A 21,651-nucleotide genomic window follows, 5' to 3' on the forward strand; every position below is an offset into this window, starting at 1 on the left:
GGCTTCCGGGCGATTGTTGGATCAAGCGATGCAGACTGTTTTAAGTGTTGGGGTGGACGCGCTTGCCTACGGCATGGTGCTGTTCGTCATCTCGATAGGACTGTCCGTGACCATGGGTCTGATGCGCGTGGTCAATCTCGCCCATGGCGCCTTCGCCATGATCGGCGGCTACATCGCCTCCTATGCGGCGCGCGACCTCGGCTTGGGCTATGGCGTTGCAATACTGATCGCGGTTGCCGGCACGATCATCATCGCCATTCCCATCGAGCGTTTTCTCTACCGCCGCATCTATGGTGCGCCGGAACTGACGCAGGTGCTGATGACCATCGGCATCACCTTCTGCGTCATCGGCATCGCCAACTATGTCTTCGGCCCGACGCTGAAGACCATTCCGCTGCCGGAAACCCTGCGCGGTCCGGTCGATCTCGGCTTCCGCTCCATCGCAGCGCATAAGCTGTTTGCCATCGCCTGCGGCGTCGTGGTTGCCGGCGCGCTCTGGTATCTGATCGAGAAAACGTCCTTTGGCGTGAAGCTTCGCGCATCGGTCGACAATGCTGCGATGGCCGCATCGCTCGGCGTGCGCACCAAGATCGTCTATGCCGTCAGCTTCGCGGTCGCCGTCGGGCTTGCTGCCTTCGGCGGCATCGTCGGGGCGGAACTGCTGCCGATCGAGCCTTACTACGCCCTGCGCTACATGGTGACGTTCCTGGTCGTCGTCTCGGTCGGCGGGGCAGGTTCCATCCCTGGCGCGCTGCTCGCCTGCCTCGTGCTCGGCGCCATCGACACGACGGGGCGCTATCTCGTGCCCGAATATGGCGAGTTCTTCTTCTATCTCGCGGTGATCGCAATCGTCTGCGTCTTCCCGCGTGGCCTTCTGGGCAGGAACAAATAGATGGCGGCGATCGAAAACACGGCTGCCGCCAAGTCCGAAACTGCGCGCCCGAACTGGTTGCTGCGCGATCTTGCCGGCCTTGCCATCATCCTCGTCGTTGCTGTCATTGGCTACTTCCTGTTCCCCAACAACCTGGCGCTGCTGACGCGCATTCTCGGCATCGCGCTGCTGGTGCTGTCGCTCGATCTCGTCACCGGCTATTGCGGCGTGGCGACGCTCGGCCATGCAGCGCTGTTCGGTGCGGGCGCCTACGCGTCAGGCATCGCTGCCGTTCACTTCGGCATAACCGACCCGATTGCCATGGTCGGTGTGGGGGCCATTGGCGGAGCGGTTGCGGGTCTGCTTTCGGGCGTCGTCATCCTGCGCGGGCATGGGCTGGCGCAACTCGTCCTTTCCATCGCGGTGATCCACCTATTCCACGAAGCGGCGAACAAGGCATCGAGCTACACCGGCGGCAGCGACGGCCTTGCCGGCATTTCGCCCGATCCGGTGTTCGGCATGTTCGGTTTCGACCTCTGGGGCCGCACGGCTTACGGCTTCGGCGTGGCGCTGCTGGTCGTCGTCTTCATCCTGCTGCGCTTTCTGGTGCGCTCGCCCTTCGGGACGCTGTGCCGCGGCATTAGGGAAGACCCGATCCGCGTGAGCGCGATGGGCGCTTCGGTGCAGGGCACGCTGATCAAGATGTATGTCATTTCCGGTGCTGTCGCCGGTGTTGGCGGCGCGCTCAACGCCATCTCCACGCAGGTCGTCGGGCTGGACAGTCTGAGCTTCACCACATCGGCGGAGGCGCTGGTGATGCTGGTGCTGGGCGGCACCGGCTCGCTCTATGGCGCGCTGATCGGCACGGTCACCTTCATGTGGTTCGAGGATACTGTCTCGGCAGCAAATCCGTTCCACTGGCTGACAATCGTCGGCGCGCTGCTGATCGTGGTGGTGTTGTTTGCGCCGAAGGGCCTCTACGGCACGGCGGCTTTGCTTCTCGATCGCTACAGGGGGCGTTCATGAGCGCGGTCTTCCAGGTCGAAAAACTCCGAAAATCCTTCGGCGGCCTTGCGGTAACGCAGGACGTGTCGATCTCGATGCAGCCGGGCGATCGCGTCGCGCTGATCGGGCCGAACGGTGCGGGCAAGACGACCTTCGTCAATCTGGTCACCGGGCATTTGGAGCCGGATGCAGGCAAGGTGTTGCTCGCCGGCGAGGACATTACCGCGCATGGCCCAACGAGTCGTGTTCGACAGGGGTTGGTGCGGTCGTTTCAGGTGACGCGGCTGTTTTCCGAGATGACGCCGGAGGAGCATATTGCCATTGCGATCCTGCAGCGCACCGGGCGCTCGGGCCGCGTCTTTGGCAATTTCCACGCCATGCCTGACGTGATGAAGGAAACCGATGCGCTGCTCGCCACGCTCGGCCTCGACCATATCGCCACGCGCAAGGTCAGCGAGATCGCCTATGGCCAGCAGCGCCTGCTGGAAATCGCGCTGGCGCTGGCGCTGAAGCCGAAAGTGCTGCTGCTCGACGAGCCGGCGGCAGGCGTGCCGCAGAGCGATACGCCGCGCATCGAGGCGGCCCTTGCCGGGCTGCCGCCCGACCTTGCCGTGCTGATGATCGAGCACGACATGGACCTCGTTTTCCGCTTCGCCAAGCGCGTCATCGTGCTTGCGGCCGGTGCCATCATCTTCGACGGTTCGCCGCAGGATGTGACCAGTGATGCGCGCGTGCGCGAGGCCTATCTCGGAAACTATGCCAATGCCAGCCACGCCGCTTGAAGTCACCGATCTCAGCGCCGGCTACGGGCCGACGCGCGTGCTGGAGGGCGTCAGCTTTTCCGTGCCGGCCGGCTCGCGCCTTGCCGTGCTCGGCCGCAACGGCATGGGCAAGACGACGCTGCTCGCCACCATCGCCGGCCAGACCAAGCGCTATGGCGGCGCGATCCGCATGGGGGATACCGAGCTGACCAATCTCGAAAGCTCGTCGCGCGCCAGAAGCGGCCTTGGCTATGTGCCGCAGGCGCGCTGCATCTTTCCATCGCTGACGGTCGAAGAAAATCTGTTCGTCGGCTTGAAGGACCGCGACCGCTCGGCGATTTCGGAAGCCTATGAGATGTTCCCACGCCTGGCCGAGCGGCGAAAGAATCTCGGCTCGCAGCTTTCGGGCGGCGAGCAGCAGATGCTGACCACCGCGCGCAGCATTCTCGGCAAGCCGACGGTGCTGCTGCTGGACGAGCCGCTGGAAGGGCTGGCGCCGGTCATTTGCGAGGAGCTGATGGCGGCGTTCTCGAAGCTCGCTTCGGGTGGTGAGATGACGGTGGTTCTGGTCGAGCAGCGCATTCAAAGCGCGCTGGATTTCGCCGACCGCGCGATCATTCTGGAGCGCGGGCGCGTGGCTTGGTCGGGAACGCCGGCGGAGCTGGCGGCGCAGCCGGAGGTGGTGGAGAGGTTGCTGGGGATTGGTGGGCTGCATTGAGGGGGCAAAAAGCGTTGTTCATCGAGATAACGGTGAGGTGTAGACGCAGCAGACCCCCCTTTCCCCCGCTTTGCGGGGGAGAGGAACCGGCACCCGCCGAGGTCGCGGCATGGCAGGACTTGGGTTCCTCGCCCCATGAAATGGGGAGAGGTGGCTCGGCGAAGCCGAGACGGAGAGGGGTCCTTCTGCAGCCCAAACCTATCCGCAACTACACGAAAAAATCCTCAATCCGCGCCGCCGTTTCCTGCAACAGCGGCAGGAACTTCCGCTCCATCTCCGCAACTGGATAACGCGCCGACTGTGTCGAGACGTTGATTGCCGCGACGACGGCGCCGGAGCGGTCGCGCAATGGCACCGCGACCGAGCGCAGGCCGATTTCCAGTTCCTCGTCGACGACCGCGTAACCGTCCTGCTTCACCCGGGCGATGATCGTGGCGAGCTGCTTCCTGTCGGTGACGGTCTTTTCCGTCTTGGGCGTGAGTTTCGCCTTGTTGAGAAATGTCGTGAGTTCTTCCGGCTTCAGCCCGGACAGAAGGACACGACCCATACCGGTGCAATAGGCCGGCAGATGCGCGCCGACACTCAGATCGAGGCTGACGATGCGCGGGCCTTGGACGCGGGCGACATAGACGACATCCTCGCCGGACAGAATGGTCGCCGAGCAGGATTCCTGCAGTGCCGTCGCCGTCTGCCGCATGAAGGGCTCGGCAAAACCCCATAGCGACGTGCCCTGCAGCCATGTGCGCGCCACCGAAAGCAGGCGCGGCGAGAGGGCGAACTGGCGGCCGGTCTGGGTGGCGTAGCCGGTGGCGACCAGCGTCAGCAGGAAGCGCCTTGCGCCGGCGCGGGTCAGCCCGGCCTTTTCGGCCATTTCCGTCAGCGTCAGCCCAGCCGGGTGCGCGGCGAGAATCTCCATCACGCCGAGGCCGCGTTCCAGCGAGCCAACGTGATCGCGGGCGGTCTCTTCATCGCGCATTGGCGTGGCTCCAAAAACGGGTCTTCCGGCCAAGGGGCCGGATTGACTTTCCATCGGATTTCATTCACAAAGTATCGCATACAAAACAAATGTTCGCAATACGAACTTTTTGATTGATACTGGTGAGTTGCGAATGAGGCGGTAGTGCGGTTTCCGGCTGCGGTTGCTGCCACCACCAATCGGGATGGGTGAGGATCAACGATGAGTAAAATCAGTCCAAGCGTGGAGGACGCCGTCTCCCACATTCAGGACGGCATGGTGGTGATGATCGGTGGGTTCGGTGGCGCTGGCGCGCCGATCGAGCTCATTCATGCGCTGGTCGAGCGCTACAAGAAGACCGGCTCGCCGGGCCGGCTTACCGTCGTCAACAACAATGCCGGCAATGGCGCGGTCGGCATTGCGGCGATGATCTATGCCGGCATGGTCGCCAAGATGGTCTGCTCGTTTCCCCGCTCGACGGACCCGAAGGCCTTCACCGACAAGTATCTGGCCGGCGAAATCGAGCTCGAACTGGTGCCGCAGGGAACGCTGGCCGAGCGCATCCGCGCCGGCGGTGCAGGCATCCCCGCCTTCTACACGCCGACGAGCTTCGGCACGCTGGTTGCGGAAGGAAAGCCGGTCGGCGAATTCGACGGCAGGAAATACGTTCAGGAGCGCTGGCTCAAGGCGGACGTGGCGTTGATCAAGGCTGAACTGGCCGACCACAAGGGCAATCTCACCTATCACATGGCGGCGCGGAATTTCTCGCCGCTGATGGCGACTGCGGCTGCCATCACCATCGTGCAGGCAAGCCGGATCGTTGAGCCGGGCGGGATCGACCCCGAACATGTCGTGACGCCGGGCATATTCGTGAACCGTATCGTCGAAGTGCCGAACCCGAAGCAGGAAGAAGCTCTGTTGCGCGAGGTGACCAAGTGATGACCGCCAAACTGACGAATGCACAGATCGCATGGCGCGCGGCGCAGGACATTCCGGACGGCGCCTATGTCAATCTCGGCATCGGCTTTCCCGAGATGGTCGCCAAGTTCAAGCCCAAGGGCCGCGAGGTCATCTATCACACCGAGAACGGCATCCTCGATTTCGGCGAGGCACCGCCCGCCGGGCAGGAGGACTGGGACCTTATCAACGCCGGCAAGAAGGCCATTACGCTCAATCCGGGCGCTGCATTCTTCCACCACGCCGACAGCTTTGCCATGGTGCGCGGCGGCCATCTGGATGTCGCCATCCTGGGCGCCTATGAGGTTGCCGAAAACGGCGATCTGGCCAACTGGAGCACGGGTCCTGGTTCGGTGCCGGCGGTGGGCGGCGCGATGGACCTTGTCCATGGCGCCAAGCGGGTTTGCGTCATTACCGACCACACGACGAAGGACGGGCGGCCCAAGCTGCTCAAGCAGTGCCGCCTGCCGCTGACCGGCGTCGGCTGCGTGACGACCGTCTATACCAGTCTCGCCGTGGTCGACATCGTGAATGCCCGCTTCGTTCTTCGGGAAAAACTGCCGAGCATCAGCCTCGAAGAATTGCAGGCCTTGACCGAAGCCACCCTGGCGGTCGAAGGCACTGTCAAAGATCTTATCGTACCGGAGGTTTGAAAAATGGCTGACGCATATATCTGCGATTACATCCGCACGCCGATCGGCCGTTTTGGCGGCTCGCTGTCGTCGGTTCGCGCCGACGATCTCGGTGCGGTGCCGCTGAAGGCGCTGATCGAGCGCAACGGCTCGGTCGACTGGGCAGCGGTGGACGATGTCATTTATGGCTGCGCCAACCAGGCCGGCGAGGACAACCGCAATGTCGCGCGCATGGCGCTGCTGCTGGCCGGTCTGCCCAAGGAAGTGCCGGGCTCGACGGTCAACCGGCTGTGCGGCTCGGGCATGGATGCGCTGACGATTGCCGCGCGCGCCATCAAGGCGGGCGAGGCGGAGCTGATGATCGCCGGTGGCGTCGAGAGCATGAGCCGCGCGCCGTTCGTCATGCCCAAGGCCGACACCGCCTTTTCGCGCAATGCCGAGATCTATGACACGACGATCGGCTGGCGCTTCATCAACCCGCTGATGAAGAAGCAGTATGGCGTCGATTCCATGCCGGAGACCGGCGAGAACGTCGCCGAGGACTTTTCCGTCAGCCGCGCCGACCAGGACGCCTTTGCCGTGCGCAGCCAGGACAAGGCAGTTGCGGCGCAGGCCAATGGCCGGCTCGCGAAGGAAATCACGCCGGTGACGATCCCGCAGCGCAAGGGCGATGCGATCGTTGTTGCCAAGGACGAGCATCCGCGCGCCGGCACGACCGTCGAGACGCTGGCCAAGCTGGCGACGCCCTTCAAAAAGGAGGGCGGCACGGTGACGGCGGGCAACGCCTCGGGCGTCAATGACGGCGCTGCCGCCCTTATCGTCGCCTCGGAAGCTGCGGTGAAGAAATACGGCCTGACGCCGATCGCCCGGGTTCTTGGTGGTGCTGCGGCTGGTGTTGCGCCGCGCATAATGGGCATGGGCCCGGCGCCGGCGACGCAAAAGCTCTGCGCCCGGCTCGGCATCAAGCCGAGCGATTTCGACGTCATCGAACTCAACGAAGCATTTGCCTCCCAAGGCATCGCCGTGCTCCGCGAACTCGGCATTGCCGAAGACGCGGAGCACGTCAACCCGAATGGTGGCGCGATCGCGCTCGGCCATCCGCTCGGCATGTCGGGCGCACGCATTGCCGGCACGGCAGCGCTCGAGCTTCGGGAGCGCGGCGGCAGGCTGGCGCTGGCCACGATGTGCATTGGTGTCGGGCAGGGGATTGCGATCGCGCTGGAGCGGGTGTGAGGGGTTGGTCGAGCTAGAGCGTTCGGTCGTTTGAGTGTTTAGATCGGCGCAAGACCCCTCTCCGTAGCGCTTCGCGCGCCACCTCTCCCCCGCTTCGCGGGGGCGAGGAACTCAAGTTCTGCGATGCCGAGACCTTCGCGAGTGCCAGTTCCTCGCCCCGCTTGCGGGGGTCCGAAGGACGGGCGAGACCCGCGGCTCGCCCCGGCAAGGTGGCTCGGCAAAGCCGACACGGAGAGGGGGCTTCTCACAGCCACACTCAAGCCAGCTCGAAAGCCACGGCCTTCTGCTCGCGCGACAGCAGCGCGCGCTTGCGCTGAAAACCCCAGCGATAGCCGGACAGCGAGCCGTCCTTTTTCACCACACGATGGCAGGGCACGAGGATGGCTACCGTGTTGGCGGCGCAGGCTTCCGCGACTTCGCGGGCCTCGCGTGGATTGCTGAGCTTTGCTGCGATGTCGCCATAGCTGGTGGTCTTGCCGGCGGGGATCGCGCGCAGCGCTTCCCATACGCGTTGCTCGTAGTCGCTGCCGCGCAGGTCTAGCGGCAGATCGATGTCCTGTTCCGGGTGATCTATCAGATCGGCAAGCTTCGTGACCGTATCGGCGAGCCAGTCCTCGACAAGATCGGCGTCCGCGAACCGCTCGCGCAGGGCATCGAGCGAAGCCGCGCGCCGATCCGAAAACTCGAACATGACGAGGCCGCGCTCGGAACGTGCGGCGATGAAGTCACCGAGGGAGCTTTGGCCCCAGGCATAGCGAATTGTGGTGTGCATTTTTCCAATCCTTCGAAATTTTCAACGTGACTGGAAGATAAGCCCCTGCGACGGCGCAAACGACCCGATTCATGCGCTCCCGGTATTTGCTTCGTGGTCAAGCAGCCAGCGCTTGCGCTCGAGGCCGCCGCCATAGCGCACCAGATCGCCGCCGGCACCGACAAGCCGATGACAGGGGACGACGATAGAAAGCGGATTGGCGCCGTTGGCGGTACCCACGGCGCGAATGGCCTTGGGCTTTCCAATGCGCGCGGCAAGGGCCGAATAGGCGAGCGGCTTGCCCGGCTCGACCTGGCGCAAGGCTTGCCAGACCTCGTTCTGGAAATCGGTACCGCTCAGCTTGACCGTGATCTCGTCAAGAGCCTCGATCTTGCCGTCAAAGTAATCTGAAAATGCTTTTGCGGTCGCCGCCGGGACATGGCCGGGCACCAGCACATAGCCATCGGGCCCGAAGCGGCGGCGCAGCCAGCGATCGAGGCGATGGCCGCAATCTTCGAATTCGGCGGCGCACAGCCTGCCCTCGCCATCCGCCAGCAGCACGAGATGGCCGATCGGCGTGTCGATCGTCTCTGTGGTAAGCGCCACCAGGGCTTTTTCGTCTCGTGCCGGGGCGGATGCCTTCGTTCTCATGCTGTTCATTTGGCGTCGTGAAAGATGATGCCGACGGTGTGCCGTTTGCCTGAGCGAACCCGGCTGACGCCGTGGCGCAGATTGACCCGGTAGCTGCCCTTCGTACCCTGAACCGGCCGGTTGTGCACGGCAAAAGCCACAGCGTCGCCCTGGCGGAGCGGCACGACCTCGGCGCGGCTCTGCATGCGCGGGCGCTGTTCGGTCAGCACGAATTCGCCGCCGGTGAAATCCTTGCCCGGTTCCGACAGCAGGATCGCCACCTGCAGCGGGAAGGCGAGATCGCCGTAAAGGTCCTGATGCAGGCAGTTGAAGTCGCCCGGCACATATTGCAGCAGCAACGGCGTCGGGCGGGTCTGGCCGGCGTCATGGCAGGCTTTCAGGAATTCGGCATGGGTTTCCGGGTAGCGCGCAGCAATGCTCATGCGAGCGTTCCAGTCGTTGGCGATGGGCGCGAGACGGGGATAGAGCACGGTGCGCAGGTCGCCAAGAAGATCCGGCAGCGGGTAGCGGAAATAGCGGTACTCGCCCTTGCCGAAACCATGCCGCGCCATATGGATATGGCTGCGAAAATGCTCCTCATGCGGGTAGAGCTCTGCGATGTCGCGGCATTCCCGCTGCGTCAGCAGATTTTCCAGCACGGCGCAGCCATAGCCGCTCAGATCGCCGGCGAGCGCGTCCCAATCATATCCGGCGGCGCGGTCGGTGGCGGTGCTTATTGAGGGTGGGGCTTCGGCGATCTTTGCTCGTGCGTTCATTGCCGTTGATCCTGTTCAGCTGGTTATACAAGATAGAGGCCTGCCTCGATGGCAACCACCCGAAACCTGCCTTGCCGGACGACGCTGAAATCAAAGCGCCTTGCGGAAGGTCAGGTTGATGCGCCTGCGCCCCAGCGTTTCGTGGTCGCCGTCCTTCAGTGCCAGAACGCCGTGATAGAACAGGCGTGAGGGGCCGCCCCACACGACAACGTCGCCATGGTGCAGCGGTATTTTGCGGATCGGGTCGGTTCGTTTCAGGCCGCCGAACTGGAAGGTCGCGGGCAGGCCGAGTGAGACGGAGACGATCGGATTGGCAAGGTCGCGCTCGTCCTTGTCCTGATGCAGCGACAGCCTCGCGCCGGGCTCGTAGAGATTGACGAGGCAGGCATCGGGCGCGAAAGCCGGATAACCGGCATCCGCCGCCGCCTCGGTCGCAAGCCTCAGGAACGAGGCCGGCATTTCCGGCCACGGCTTTCCCGTCAGCGGGTCGCGAGAATCGTAGCGATAGCCTGTCCGGTCGCTCACCCAGCCGGCGGTGCCGCAATTGGTCATCGCCACGGACATCTCGAAGCCGCCCGGCGTCACCAGATGACGGAAGGGAGCCTTGGCAACAACGCTTTCGAGAGCGGCAAGCAATTCGGCCTCGAAAGGCAGTGCGCGCCTTCGCAGCAGGATAGCGCCATCGGCGAGCTGCTCGGTCGGCGGTTCGTGGAAGACTGCGTCGCCGAAAAGATCCCGCATGGCTTGCTCCTGGTGTCCTGTCCCGGCATTGCCTAGCGATCATGCATTGCCGGGCAACCCGTTTCCTGCTTTTCGGTTTCGGGGTCTGAATACGCAACGATAACGCTGTTTTCAAACTGCTGTTGCTGCCGCCATAGAATCTGATAGCTGGCATCGATCGATCAAGGGCATGAAAGGCGAATGAACAAAACCGCCTTGAGCGCGTTGAGGTCGACAAACGAGGAGCCTTTCCATGCATTCTTTCATTCGTAATTGCGCGCTTTCGGCACTCATAGGTATCGGCAGCCTGTCGTTTGCCCCATCACTGGCATCGGCCCAGACATTGCAGCTCGAACTCGGACAAGACGGTCCACGCGTCCTGATGCGGCAGGATTGCGAAGGCCGGCATCGTTACGATCCTGGCTGCCGCGATCGCCGCGACAGGAGAGACCACCGCAGGGACGAGCGCTACGGCAACGACTCTCGCCGTGACGACAGAGGTTCGCGCTCCTGTACCCCGGACCGGGCGCTTGAGAAGGCCGAGCGCATGGGTGTCCGGCGCGCACGGATCATGGATGTAGGCCGCCGCACGATCGATGTCGGTGGCAGGTCGGAAGGCCGGCGGATTATCGTCAGCTTCAGCCGCGAACGCGGTTGCCCGGTTATCCGCTAAACCGTCAGGCAGTTTCGTGGTCCCGGCGTGAAATGTGCAGCGATCACATTTCTTTTCCAGCGGGGCCACTGCGGTTATCATGATAACGATCGGCCGGTGTGAGTCGGTCGGTCGTGAAATCGTTTAGGGGATACTTCGTGATGGTAGACCGCGTCTGGTCGATGCTGACTATCGCTACCTGTTGTGGGCTCTTGGCGGCGGGCGGATGCTCGCGAACGTCCGATGGCTCCATCGAATTCCAGGGGCAGACGACCGACTGGTCCAACATGTTCAAGCGCCGGAGTGCGCCGGAACCGAGCCTGAGCGACGCGGTCGTCTATTCAAGTTTTCCTGCCCGGCCTACCGAGCCCGCTGTCGCGGCGCCGGCCAGCAAACCCAAGCCTCGTGTGAGATCCGCTCCGCGCAAGAACAGAACCGTTGCCCGCCCGGCAGCGCAGCCGGCGGCAGCCGCTCCTGCCAAGCTCGTCTCTTGCAGCAACGTATCCCGGCCAGGCAGCCGCGTGAAATATGTCTGCAAGTAGGTTTCGGCCGGCGCTGTGATCAGGCGCGGTGCCTATCGCTGATAGGGCCCGAAGCAGGCCGGATTGGTCGATACCCGGCAACCGGTATCGTAGCGGGCCGACGTGTCCGACAGGTGCACGACGCCCGCGAAGCCGCCGGCAAACAGCGCTGAAATCAGGAAAACCACGCCTAGCCGGGTAACCATTGCCGCACTCCGATTCCGTCAACCGTCCCCAACGGTTTGCAATGTCACTTCGCCCGGATTCACTAAAGATTTAATCTAATTACGAAAAGCTTAACGCGCTGCGTTTCGTCACAAGAAAAAGCCGCCTCGGGAGAGACGGCTTTTCTTTGAGGCGACGGGATAGGAGGGGACTTCACCCGCCGTTGCTGCTCAACAAGCCTTGGCCCGAAAGGTTCCATCGCGTGCGAAATAAAGAAGTTCTGCGCGACTGCTCGTGCAGTGGAACTTTCATCGCGCGCTGCGGTTGCTGAGGCACGGGGCGATTGGTGCCTCAGCAATCCAAGGAGAATAATCATGGGTCGTGGAATCCTGCTGTGGCTGCTCGGTATACCTATCCCGATCATCATTCTCATCCTTCTCTTCGTTCGATAAGGGGGTGGTCATGCAACAAACAATTTCATCGACCGAGGCAGTCGTTCCGAGCGAATCCTCGTCATCCGCTGTGTCCTGGGCTGCAATCATCGCAGGAGCGGTGGCAGCATCCTCGCTGACGCTTCTTTTGATCGTACTGGGTTCCGGTCTCGGCCTGAGCTCCGTTTCGCCATGGTCCGGCTCCGGCGTCTCGATGACGACCTTCGCCGTATCAACCGCAATCTGGCTTATCATCGTGCAGTGGTTTTCGTCAGCCTTCGGCGGCTATATCGCCGGGCGGCTGCGCACGAAATGGTCGGGCGTGCATGACGACGAGATCTATTTCCGAGATACCGCGCACGGGTTCCTGTCCTGGGCGCTGGCAACGCTGGTCGTCGCCGGCGTGATGGGCTCGGCCCTGACCTCGGTTGTGGGCGGCGGCGTGCAGGCGGCGTCGACGGTGGTTTCGGGCGCAACGTCGGCCGCTGGCGCGGGTGCAAGTGCGCCCAGCCAGAGCGGCATGGCTTCGCAGGCAAACGACATGACCTCCTACTTCGTCGATTCGCTATTCCGTCCTGCCGATGCCGCAGCAGCCAATGCGCAAGGTGCCGAAGGCAATGCGGCGGCAGCGGGCCAGGCCACGCGCATCCTGCTCTCCAGCGCGGCATCCGGTGAAGTGTCAGCCGAGGATCGCACCTATCTCGCTCAGCTCGTTGCTGCGCGCGCCGGGCTTTCCCAGGCCGATGCGGAAGCGCGCGTGAACGGCGTTCTGCAGCGGATCGAAACGGCCAAGACCGACGCGAAACAGGCTGCGGATACCGCCAGAAAGGCGGCCGCGACATTCTCGCTGGTGACGGCGCTGTCCTTACTGCTCGGTGCTTTCATCGCCTCGGTCGCCGCACTTATCGGCGGGCGCGGACGCGACGAAAATCCGGACGTCATGATCGTTCGATAACCGACGTGCGAGTGGATGCAAATGCCCGCCCCTTCACCGGGGCGGGCATTTGTTTAAGGAACGCTCGATCATGAAAACATGAGCTTTTCTGGAACGTTCGCTGGGCGGGGCAGTTGTCCTGGCAAGTACCGAGTAGCGTAGGAAGGGACGGAAAATGCAGGAAGATCGCAGACAGCTTCGAGAAACGCTGCGGCAAACCTACGGCACCCTGAAGGATTTGCGTAAATCCCTTGCAGCGGCGGACGCAGATTATGTGCTGCACGACCTTGGCGCGCTGCTGTCGGTGGCAGAGCAGGAAGCCTTGAACAGGCTGCGCGAAAGCGAAAGCTGAAACCCCGGGCAGCAGGCGTTTAATCGGCTATTCCGCCGCGAACTGGCTGTCGACCGCGTCGTCCGGCAGGTTCGGATCGCCCGGCGCGGTTTCGCAGCCGAGATCGGGGAAGGCGACAACGCGATTGTTACGGAAATCGGTGCGCACGACCAATAGGCCGCGTTCCTCGAAATAGGTCAGCAGCCGCCGCGCGCGCCGCGCCGAGTGACTGCCGAATACGCGGGCGATCGCAGCGTCGGAGGGGCAGGGCAAGCTGTTGACGGCTGCCTGTGCGACCGACAGGAAAACGCCCTGCATGTCGTCCGGCACACCCGCCGACAGTTCCAGTGCATGCTGCCATGTCTCGCTTTCGGCCGTCGCACCATCGACGCCGGCACGCGCAACCGCCAGCTTGCGCCGGAAGGCCGGCAGTGACAGCGGTTCACCAGCCACGCGCCGGATGCGGCAGCGGACGAGAAAATCCTGATAGAGGATAGCGTCGGAGCGGAAGGAGGCGTCCACGTCCTCAAGGATTTCGCGCAGCACGCCTTCGATCTGCATGTCGCGCTCGGCTTCGTCGATGATGGCGAAGACCGGTTCTGCTGGTGCTTCCATTGCCGGCTTGGGCTGCGACAGCTGGGCCAGGATATCGGCGGTCGGTGTGGGTGCCGGTGGTGGTGGCGTGCGCCGCACGAGCGGGCGTCGTTCCTCCGGGCCGGGCGTGAAAATCAGCTCGCTGAGGTCTTCGCCAGTCTCCGGCAGCGGCATCAGCTTCGGGCTGGTAGAACGTGGCGCGGTCTCGACATTACCGATGGTGACGGGCAGGGGCCGCCGCGCGATGGCGGGGCCGAGCGCCACGAAATGGCCGCGGCCGAGGTCGCGGAACATTTCTGCCTGCCGACGCTCCATGCCGAGCAGGTCGGCGGCGCGCGCCATATCGATGTCGAGGAAGGTACGGCCCATCAGGAAGTTGGAGGCTTCTGCCGCGACGTTCTTGGCGAGCTTGGCAAGGCGCTGCGTGGCGATGACGCCGGCCAGCCCACGCTTGCGGCCGCGACACATGAGGTTGGTCATGGCGGCGAGCGAAATTTTTCTCGCCTCGTCGGCAACCTCGCCGGCGGCGGACGGTGCGAAAAGCTGGGCTTCATCGACGACGACGAGAACCGGATACCAGTGGTCGCGCTCGGCATCGAACATGCCGCCGAGGAAGGCAGCGGCGGCACGCATCTGCTGCTCGACATCGAGGCCTTCGAGATTGAGCACGACGGAAACGCGATGCTGGCGAATGCGCGCGGCAATGCGGGTGAGTTCGGCCTCGGTGCGGGCCGCGTCAACGACGACATGGCCGAATTTATCGGCCAGCGAGACGAAATCGCCTTCCGGATCGACAATGCATTGCTGCACCCACGGCGCGCTCTGTTCGAGCAGGCGGCGCAGCAGATGCGATTTGCCGGAGCCCGAATTGCCCTGCACGAGCAGGCGGGTCGCCAGCAATTCCTCGAGGTCGAGCATAGCCGGCGTCCCGTTGGACGTCGCGCCCATATCGATGCCTACCTTCATTGCGCCTCCTCGACGCGCCGCATGATTCTCTTGTCCATTTTAGGGGTCTAGCACAGCGGGCGGGAACAGGCGTGACGGAGTTCAAGCCTGAATTTTTATAGCTCTTAGCATTGTCGCGATATTGAAGGGTGGCGGTTTTGCCGAAACCCACAGATGAGTCACGCGCTGCGCTTGAAGCCCTCGCTGGCGACGAGCAGATTGCGTGTATAATCCTTGGTGACGCGCCGCGCGACGAGGTCTGATGCGGTCAGGCGCTCGACCTCTTCGCCATTCTGCATGACCATCAGACGGTCGCACATATGGGTGATGACGGCGAGATCGTGGCTGACCATGATAAAGGTCAGTTTACGGTCGGCGCGAATCTGCTCGAGCAGGTTGAGCACCTCGGCCTGCACCGAAGCGTCGAGCGCAGAGGTCGGCTCGTCGAGCAGCAGGATCGACGGTTCCAGGATCAGGGCGCGTGCGATGGCGATGCGCTGGCGCTGGCCGCCGGAAAGCTGGTGCGAATAGCGGAAGCGGAAGCCCGAGCCGAGACCGACCTCGTCCAGTGCGCGCAGGATGCGCTTTTCGGTGTCTTCGAAACCATGGATAGCCAGAGGTTCCAGCAGCAGACGGTCGACGGTCTGGCGCGGATGCAGCGAGCCGTATGGGTCCTGGAACACCATCTGCACCTGCCGGTAGAAGGCCTTGTCGCGCTTTCGCCCCAGCGGCTTGCCGTTGACCACTATGGTCCCGCCTGCCACCGGCGCCAGCCCAGCCACGGCCCGCAGCAGCGTCGACTTGCCGGAACCGGATTCGCCGACAAGGCCGAAGGATTCGCCCGAAGCGACATTCAGGCTGACATCGTTCAGCGCGACGAAGCCGTCGAAGGTGACGCGCAGCTTGTCCAAGGCGAGAGCAGCAGCCGTCATAGCGCCCATTCCGGCTTGCGGTCGAGAACCGGCAGCGGGTGCCGGTCGGCGTCGATCTGCGGCATGCAGTTGAGCAGGCCGCGCGTATAGGGGTGCTGCGCATTGGCAAGCTCGGTGGCCGGCAGTTCCTCGACGATCCTGCCGGCATACATGACGATGACGCGGTCGCAGAAGGACGAGACCAGCCGCAGGTCGTGCGAAATAAAGATCAGGCCCATGCCGCGATCGCGAACGAGGCGGTCGAGAATGCCGAGGACTTCGAGCTGGACCGTGACGTCGAGCGCCGATGTCGGTTCGTCGGCGATCAGCAGTTCGGGTCCGGCGATCAGCATCATGGCGATCATGGCGCGCTGGCCCATGCCGCCGGAAACCTCGTGCGGATAGAGCTTGTAGACCCGTTCCGGGTCGCGGATCTGCACGGCCTGTAGCATGTCCAGCGCCCGCTTGCGCGCTTCGGCCTTGCCGACCCTTTCATGGGTACGCAAGGTCTCGACGATCTGGCGGCCGATGGTCATGACCGGGTCGAGCGAATATTTCGGATCCTGCAGTACCATGGCGATGCGCTTGCCGCGCAGGGTGCGGCGTTCTCGTGCCGGTACGCGCAGGAGGTCGATGCCGCTGAACGCCAGCTTTTTGGCCGAAATTTCCGCATGCTCCGGCGTCAACCCCATGATGGCGCGGCCGGTCTGCGACTTGCCGGAACCGCTCTCGCCGACGATGCCGAGCCGTTCCTTGCCGAGCGAGAAGGAAACGCCGCGCACCGCCTCGATGACGCCGGTGCGGGTCGGGAAGCTGACGCGCAGGTCCTCCACCTCCAGCAGCGCGCTCATTGACTGCCTCCGCGGGGGTCGAGCGCGTCGCGCAGACCGTCGCCGAGAAGGTTGAAGCCGAGGCTGACGATCAGGATGGCGAAACCGGGTGCGGCTGCCACCCACCACTGGTCGAGGATGAACAGACGTCCCGCCGCGATCATCGCACCCCATTCAGGCAGTGGCGGCTGCGCGCCGAGGCCGAGGAAGCCGAGGCCGGCGGCGGTTAGGATGATGCCGGCCATGTCCAGCGTGACGCGCACGATCAGCGAGGAGACGCAGAGCGGCATGATGTGGCGCAGCACGATGCGCGTCGGCGACGCGCCCATGAGCTGCACGGCGGCGATGTAGTCGGAATTGCGCACCGTCAGCGTTTCGGCCCGGGCGATGCGGGCATAGGGTGGCCATGAGGTGATGGCGATGGCGATGATGGCGTTGCCTATGCCTGGCCCGAGGGCGGCGACGAAAGCCAGCGCCAGCACCAGCTTGGGAAAGGCGAGGAAAATGTCGGTGATGCGCATCAGCACCGCATCGACCCAGCCGCCGGCATAGCCGGCTACAGTGCCGACCAACAGGCCGATCGGCGCGGCGATGATGGCGACGAGGACGACCACCTGCAAAGTCAGCCGTGAGCCGTAGATGAGGCGCGAGAGGATGTCGCGGCCCTGTCCGTCGGTGCCGAGCCAGTGATTGGCGTCGGGGAACAGAAGGCGGGAGTCGGCAAGATCGCCGATGACCGGGGAATAGGGCGCCAGAAAATTGGCGAAGGCGGCGACCAGAAGCAAAGCGATGATGATCAGCAGCCCGACGACGGCGAGTTTGTTGGCGGTGAAGCGCCGCCAGGTCAGATAGGCCCGGCCGAGCCGGGCTTGCAGGCGCGAGGCCGGGCGCTCGGAAAGCAGCCAGTCGCGGCGGGATTGCACGGTCTCGCTCATCGTATCCGCGTCCTTGGATCGAGAACGCGGTAGAGCAGGTCGGAGAACAGATTGAGCGCGATGAACACCGAGCCGATGACGAGCGTGCCGCCGAGAACGGCGTTCATGTCGGCGTTCTGCAACGAATTGGTGATGTAGAGGCCGAGGCCCGGCCAGGCGAAGACGGTTTCGGTCAGCACCGAGCCTTCAAGCAGGTTGGCGTAGGACAGCGCAATCACCGTCACCAGCGGCACGGCGGCGTTGCGCAGTGCGTGGCCCCAGATGATGCGGGTTTCCGACAGGCCCTTGGCGCGCGCCGCGACGATGTATTCCTGCTGCAGTTCGTTCAGCATGAAGGAACGCGTCATGCGGCTGATATAGGCGAGCGAAAAATAGCCGAGCAGGGAGGCCGGCAGGATGATGTGGGCGAAGATATCGCGAAACGCCGCCCAGTCCCTGCGCAGGATCGAATCGAGGAGGTAAAAGCCGGTGATCGGCGTGAAGGTGTATTCAAAGACGACGTCGATGCGGCCGGGGCCGGCCGTCCATCTCAGACGCGCATAGAACACCAGCAGCCCCAGAAGCCCGAGCCAGAAGATCGGCACAGAATAGCCGACCAATCCGATGATGCGGACGATCTGGTCGACGATGCTGCCGCGCCTGACGGCGGCGAGAACGCCGAGCGGAATGCCGAACAGCGCGCCGATGACGGTGCCGAGCGAGGCCAGTTCCATGGTTGCCGGGAAGACGCGCCTTATGTCCGACATCACCGGGTTCGTGGTCAGCACCGAGGTGCCGAAATCGCCCTGCAGCGCGCCTTTCACATAGAGGAAGAACTGCTGATAGTAGGGCAGGTTGAGCCCCATCTCGATGCGCGTGCGCTCGACCACATGCGCTGGCGCGCGGTCGCCGACGATCGCCAGAACCGGGTCGATCGGAATGACGCGGCCGATGAAGAAGGTGACGGCCAGAAGGCCGAGATAGGTCGTCACCACGATCACCACGAAACGGGCGATCGCGGCGGCGCGGGCGGAGGCGCGACCGCTTTCGCGTTTCGCCTCCGCGCGTGTTTGCGTGTTGCTCAACGAACCGATCTTCTCGGTTCTGTTACTTCGAGACCGGCGCCAGGAAGTTGCTGTCGAAGCTCGGTCCGAGCTTGTAGTTCTTGACGTTGCCGCGCAGGCCGGCGACTTCCGTCTGCTGGAAGATCATCACGAAGGGGCTCGTCTCCAGCGATTCCTTCTGCAGTTTCTGGTACATTTCGGCGCGCTTGGCGTTGTCTCGTTCCAGAAGGGCGGCCTTGGTCTGCGCCGTCAGTTCCGGCACGTCCCAGGAATTGCGCCAGGCCAGCGTCTTGGTGGCGGCGTCGTCCTTGTTGTCGGGATTGCTGGTGAAGGTTTCCGCATTGGAGTTCGGATCCCAGTAATCCATGCCCCACTGGCCGATATAGATGTCGTGGTTGCGGGCGCGGTACTTGGTCAGCGTCTGCTTGCCGTCGCCGGGGATGATCTCCAGCTTGATGCCGGCCTGGCCGACGGTCTGCTGGATGGATTCGGCAATGCCAGTCACCGGCTGGCTGCTGCGCACGTCCATGGTGACGGAGAAGCCGTCCTTCAGCCCAGCCTTTTCCAGAAGCTCCTTGGCCTTGGCGACATCGAGCTTGAACGGGGCTTCGTCGAGCGAACCGAGCACGCCCTTGGGCTGGTAGGTCTGGCGGATTTCGCCGATGCCCTTGATCAGCGTCGAGCCGATCGCGTCATAGTCGACCAGATATTTGAAGGCCTGGCGTACTTCCGGCTTGGCCAGCGTCTCGTTCTTCTGGTTCAGGCTGATGTAATAGACCGTGCCCTTCGGCGCGCTGGTGGTGGCGAGCTTGTCGTTTTTGGAAACGGCATCGAGGTCGCCGGGTTCGAGGTTGCGGGCGACGTCGATATCGCCGGTTTCCAGCATCAGGCGCTGCGTGGCGCTTTCCTTGACATGGCGATAGATGATGCGGGCCAGTGCCGGCTTGTCGCCGTAGTAATTGTCGTTGCGCTCGAGAACGAGCAGCTCATTGGCGCGCCAGTCGCGGATCTTGAACGGGCCGGAACCGGCAAAGCCGGTCTTGAGCCAGCCATTGCCGAAATCATTGTCGAATTTGTAGTCGTCGGTCGGCGTGACCGGCGCGACGTGTTCCAGCACCAGCTTCTTGTCGACGACTGCGCCCACGGTGGCGGTGAGGCAGTTGAGTACGAAGCTTGGGGCATAGGCCTTGTCGACGGTGAAGACGAAGGTGTTTTCGTCGGCGGCCTTGGCCTTTTCAGCCACGTTCTCGCCGGTCAGGCCGAACTGGGTGAGGATGAAGGCGGGGCTCTTGTCCATCTTGACGACGCGCTCGAAGGACCAGGCGACGTCTTCGGCGGTGATGGGGTTGCCGGAGGCGAATTTGAGGCCGGGCTTGAGCTTGAAGGTGTAGGTCAGGCCGTCGTCGGAAACGGTCCAGCTTTCGGCAATGCCGCCCTTGACCTTGGTGGTGTCGGCGATATCGAGGCGCACAAGCATGTCATAGGAATTGCCGATGAATTCCGCGGGGCTGATCTCGAAGGACTCGCCCGGATCGAGCGTGATGGTGTCGTCGATGGCCCAGGCCAGCACCAGCGTGTCGGCCGGCGTTTCGGCGAATGAAGGAGCGGCGGAGAAGACCAGCATCGACATTGCCGCGCCGGCAAGCAGCGGGCGGAAGCGAGCGTTCATTTTTCCCATCATCATCTTGTTCGTTCCCTGTTTTGTTGACGAAGTTATTGTTTTTGTTAGGCGGCTTCAGTTCTCGTGCCAGGCGGAGCGCAGGACACGGAACCAGTTTTCGCGGCATAGTTTCGCCAGTTCCGCGCCACCATAGCCCGCACCCTGCAAGGCTACAACGAGGTTCTGAAGGCCCGCCGCGGTGCCGATTTCCCTGGGGATCAGGGCGCCGTCGAAATCCGAGCCGATGGCGACGCCATCGATGCCGAGCTTGTCGACGAGGTAGTCGATATGGCGGACCATGTCCGAAATCGGCGTGTCGGCGTTTTCGCGGCCATCGGCGCGCAGCATGGTGACGGCAAAATTCAGCCCGACCAGCCCGTTGCTTTCGCGAATGGCGTCAAGCTGTTTGTCGGTGAGATTGCGCGCGACCGGCACCAGCGTATGCGGATTGGAATGGCTCGCGACGAGCGGCTGGTCGCTGAGCTTTGCGACGTCCCAAAAACCTTTTTCGGTGATGTGCGACAGGTCGATCATGATGCCGAGGCGATTGCACTCGCGCACGAGTTCGCAGCCGGCGTCGGTCAGGCCGGGGCCGGTGTCCGGGCTCATCGGATAGGCGAAGGGCACGCCGTGGCCGAAGATGTTGTTGCGGCTCCAGACCGGCCCGAGCGAGCGCAGGCCCGCAGCGTAGAACACTTCGAGCGCCGCAAGGTCCGGTCCGATCGCCTCGCAGCCTTCCATGTGAAGTACGGCGGCGAAGGCTTCATCGGCGAACGCATTGTCGATATCGGCCATCGAGCGGCACAGACGCCATGCGCCGGCGCGCTCCAGCTTCAGCGCGACAGCCGCCATCTCCAGTGCGATGTCGAGGGAGGGCGCGCGCTCGAGCGGCTTGGAAAGCGGGGTCACATAGCTGCCGTCGGCGCCCGGTTCCTTGAGCACCAGATGGCCGGAGGGAATGTAGATCGCACACAGGCCGCCAGCGAGCCCGCCAGCACGGGCGCGGGGCAGATCGATATGGCCTTTGGCCGTGCCCTTGGCGAACTCGGCGACGGCGTCGCCGCCATCCTTTTCATGCCGCCAGAGGCGAAGCAGAACGTCGTTATGGCCGTCGAAGACTGCGTGCATGGGCAACCCTTTTTGCATTGATGATGCAAATGGTTCGGGCAAGATCAAGAGATATCGGCGCGCCGCCTTTACTGGCTCGACCGAAACAAGCCGGCTGGTCTCACTGCCGTTGCGTCAATGCCGGCCGATATTTGCACAAGCACGGCAAAGCAAAGAGCTGAGCTACTCCTCTTCGTCATCGGTAGCGGACGCCCATGAATGCGGGTTGATCTTCTTCTGCGTGCTGGAATCGGTGAACGCCCACCAGCCGACATCAGTCTCGTCGCCTTCGCCGCCAAGCGCTTTCAGCATCTCGGCCGAGCGATATTGCGCGATGGATTCATTCTCCTGACCGTCGGCGTCGGTCCAGAAGACGCGGACCTTGCTGCCGTTCCTGGGGGCGGTGGCGATGGGCTTGGGATTCGGCATTTTGTTCCTCCTGATATCCGCATGAAGGTAAGGCCGAATTCGCGAATGGCAATCGCTTTGACGACAACCGGTTAAGGTTAGTCGATCGTTAAAACTTGTCGGGCACAGTCCGCTGACGGGACGACCGCGGGGGCGGTCGGCGATGGATTCGCGG

At 63.4% G+C, this 21,651-nt stretch carries 24 protein-coding genes; 10 read left to right on the forward strand and 14 right to left on the reverse strand.

Annotated features, from left to right (window positions below; translation table 11 throughout):
* Positions 1–28 precede the first annotated feature (28 nt).
* From WBQ96_RS11370 to WBQ96_RS11385, 4 genes are read left to right on the forward strand one after another with little or no spacing between them, the layout of a single operon-like run.
* A complete protein-coding gene (locus WBQ96_RS11370; protein ID WP_336549692.1) occupies positions 29–892 on the forward strand; it encodes a branched-chain amino acid ABC transporter permease in 864 nt (287 codons plus the stop codon).
* A complete protein-coding gene (locus WBQ96_RS11375) occupies positions 893–1,897 on the forward strand; it encodes a branched-chain amino acid ABC transporter permease (RefSeq protein WP_336549691.1) in 1,005 nt (334 codons plus the stop codon).
* Positions 1,894–2,658, forward strand: a complete 765-nt coding sequence (locus WBQ96_RS11380; RefSeq protein ID WP_336549689.1) for an ABC transporter ATP-binding protein — start codon at positions 1,894–1,896, stop codon at positions 2,656–2,658. The genes WBQ96_RS11375 and WBQ96_RS11380 overlap by 4 nt, the downstream gene beginning before the upstream one ends.
* The gene (locus WBQ96_RS11385) at positions 2,639–3,355 is read left to right on the forward strand and encodes an ABC transporter ATP-binding protein (protein WP_336549687.1); all 717 of its coding nucleotides are present in this window, start codon (positions 2,639–2,641) and stop codon (positions 3,353–3,355) included. Before WBQ96_RS11380 ends, WBQ96_RS11385 begins: the two co-directional genes overlap by 20 nt.
* Before the next feature lie 208 nt (positions 3,356–3,563).
* On the opposite strand, the gene WBQ96_RS11390 is transcribed toward WBQ96_RS11385, so the two are convergent.
* Complete coding sequence (locus WBQ96_RS11390; RefSeq protein ID WP_336549685.1) at positions 3,564–4,331, reverse strand: IclR family transcriptional regulator domain-containing protein; 768 nt, start codon at positions 4,329–4,331, stop codon at positions 3,564–3,566.
* A gap of 201 nt (positions 4,332–4,532) precedes the next feature.
* On the opposite strand from WBQ96_RS11390, the gene WBQ96_RS11395 reads away from it, so the two are divergent.
* The 3 genes from WBQ96_RS11395 to pcaF are packed head-to-tail and all read left to right on the forward strand — an operon-like array spanning position 4,533 to position 7,132.
* Positions 4,533–5,249 (forward strand): 3-oxoacid CoA-transferase subunit A, encoded by a 717-nt coding sequence (locus WBQ96_RS11395; protein ID WP_336549682.1) that lies wholly within the window; start codon positions 4,533–4,535, stop codon positions 5,247–5,249.
* A complete protein-coding gene (locus WBQ96_RS11400) occupies positions 5,249–5,920 on the forward strand; it encodes a 3-oxoacid CoA-transferase subunit B (RefSeq protein ID WP_336549680.1) in 672 nt (223 codons plus the stop codon). Before WBQ96_RS11395 ends, WBQ96_RS11400 begins: the two co-directional genes overlap by 1 nt.
* 3 nt (positions 5,921–5,923) lie before the next feature.
* The gene (gene pcaF / locus WBQ96_RS11405; protein WP_336549678.1) at positions 5,924–7,132 is read left to right on the forward strand and encodes a 3-oxoadipyl-CoA thiolase; all 1,209 of its coding nucleotides are present in this window, start codon (positions 5,924–5,926) and stop codon (positions 7,130–7,132) included.
* A 256-nt stretch (positions 7,133–7,388) separates the two neighbouring features.
* Here pcaF and WBQ96_RS11410 read toward each other — a convergent pair whose 3' ends face one another.
* From WBQ96_RS11410 to alkB, 4 genes are all read right to left on the reverse strand, one after another.
* The gene (locus WBQ96_RS11410; RefSeq protein ID WP_336549676.1) at positions 7,389–7,904 is read right to left on the reverse strand and encodes a methylated-DNA--[protein]-cysteine S-methyltransferase; all 516 of its coding nucleotides are present in this window, start codon (positions 7,902–7,904) and stop codon (positions 7,389–7,391) included.
* A 69-nt stretch (positions 7,905–7,973) separates the two neighbouring features.
* Positions 7,974–8,489 carry a methylated-DNA--[protein]-cysteine S-methyltransferase gene (locus WBQ96_RS11415; protein ID WP_336549674.1) on the reverse strand — a complete coding sequence of 172 codons (516 nt, stop codon included), beginning with the start codon at positions 8,487–8,489 and terminating at the stop codon, positions 7,974–7,976.
* Between the two features lie 50 nt (positions 8,490–8,539).
* A complete protein-coding gene (locus WBQ96_RS11420; protein ID WP_336549673.1) occupies positions 8,540–9,289 on the reverse strand; it encodes a 2OG-Fe(II) oxygenase in 750 nt (249 codons plus the stop codon).
* Positions 9,290–9,379: 90 nt separating this feature from the next.
* Entirely contained in the window at positions 9,380–10,030 is a 651-nt protein-coding gene (gene alkB / locus WBQ96_RS11425) for a DNA oxidative demethylase AlkB (RefSeq protein ID WP_336549671.1), read from the reverse strand.
* Positions 10,031–10,262: 232 nt separating this feature from the next.
* On the opposite strand from alkB, the gene WBQ96_RS11430 reads away from it, so the two are divergent.
* The gene (locus WBQ96_RS11430) at positions 10,263–10,682 is read left to right on the forward strand and encodes a hypothetical protein (RefSeq protein WP_336549669.1); all 420 of its coding nucleotides are present in this window, start codon (positions 10,263–10,265) and stop codon (positions 10,680–10,682) included.
* 553 nt (positions 10,683–11,235) lie between these two features.
* Here WBQ96_RS11430 and WBQ96_RS11435 read toward each other — a convergent pair.
* Positions 11,236–11,388, reverse strand: coding sequence for a hypothetical protein (locus WBQ96_RS11435; protein ID WP_165118623.1), 153 nt, complete (start codon positions 11,386–11,388; stop codon positions 11,236–11,238).
* A 421-nt stretch (positions 11,389–11,809) separates the two neighbouring features.
* Between WBQ96_RS11435 and WBQ96_RS11440 the strand changes: the two genes are divergently transcribed.
* The gene (locus WBQ96_RS11440) at positions 11,810–12,733 is read left to right on the forward strand and encodes a hypothetical protein (RefSeq protein WP_336549665.1); all 924 of its coding nucleotides are present in this window, start codon (positions 11,810–11,812) and stop codon (positions 12,731–12,733) included.
* 154 nt (positions 12,734–12,887) lie between these two features.
* A complete protein-coding gene (locus WBQ96_RS11445; RefSeq protein WP_336549664.1) occupies positions 12,888–13,064 on the forward strand; it encodes a hypothetical protein in 177 nt (58 codons plus the stop codon).
* A 27-nt stretch (positions 13,065–13,091) separates the two neighbouring features.
* Here WBQ96_RS11445 and WBQ96_RS11450 read toward each other — a convergent pair whose 3' ends face one another.
* The 8 genes from WBQ96_RS11450 to WBQ96_RS11485 form a co-directional block, all read right to left on the reverse strand.
* Positions 13,092–14,603, reverse strand: a complete 1,512-nt coding sequence (locus WBQ96_RS11450) for an ATP-binding protein (protein ID WP_336549662.1) — start codon at positions 14,601–14,603, stop codon at positions 13,092–13,094.
* A gap of 158 nt (positions 14,604–14,761) precedes the next feature.
* Complete coding sequence (locus tag WBQ96_RS11455; RefSeq protein ID WP_336549660.1) at positions 14,762–15,523, reverse strand: ABC transporter ATP-binding protein; 762 nt, start codon at positions 15,521–15,523, stop codon at positions 14,762–14,764.
* Positions 15,511–16,344, reverse strand: a complete 834-nt coding sequence (locus tag WBQ96_RS11460) for an ABC transporter ATP-binding protein (protein WP_336549657.1) — start codon at positions 16,342–16,344, stop codon at positions 15,511–15,513. Before WBQ96_RS11460 ends, WBQ96_RS11455 begins: the two co-directional genes overlap by 13 nt.
* A complete protein-coding gene (locus tag WBQ96_RS11465) occupies positions 16,341–17,258 on the reverse strand; it encodes an ABC transporter permease (protein WP_336549655.1) in 918 nt (305 codons plus the stop codon). The genes WBQ96_RS11460 and WBQ96_RS11465 overlap by 4 nt, the downstream gene beginning before the upstream one ends.
* A complete protein-coding gene (locus tag WBQ96_RS11470; protein WP_336549653.1) occupies positions 17,255–18,322 on the reverse strand; it encodes an ABC transporter permease in 1,068 nt (355 codons plus the stop codon). The genes WBQ96_RS11465 and WBQ96_RS11470 overlap by 4 nt, the downstream gene beginning before the upstream one ends.
* Positions 18,323–18,344: 22 nt before the next feature.
* Positions 18,345–19,985 (reverse strand): ABC transporter substrate-binding protein, encoded by a 1,641-nt coding sequence (locus WBQ96_RS11475; RefSeq protein ID WP_336549651.1) that lies wholly within the window; start codon positions 19,983–19,985, stop codon positions 18,345–18,347.
* 51 nt (positions 19,986–20,036) lie between these two features.
* A complete protein-coding gene (locus WBQ96_RS11480) occupies positions 20,037–21,089 on the reverse strand; it encodes a dipeptidase (RefSeq protein WP_336549649.1) in 1,053 nt (350 codons plus the stop codon).
* Between the two features lie 162 nt (positions 21,090–21,251).
* On the reverse strand, positions 21,252–21,497 hold the full coding sequence (locus WBQ96_RS11485; protein ID WP_336549647.1) for a hypothetical protein: 246 nt from the start codon (positions 21,495–21,497) through the stop codon (positions 21,252–21,254).
* Positions 21,498–21,651 lie beyond the last annotated feature (154 nt).

Source organism: Mesorhizobium sp. CCNWLY176 (assembly GCF_037153935.1).
Lineage (GTDB): Bacteria > Pseudomonadota > Alphaproteobacteria > Rhizobiales > Rhizobiaceae > Mesorhizobium_M > Mesorhizobium_M zhangyense.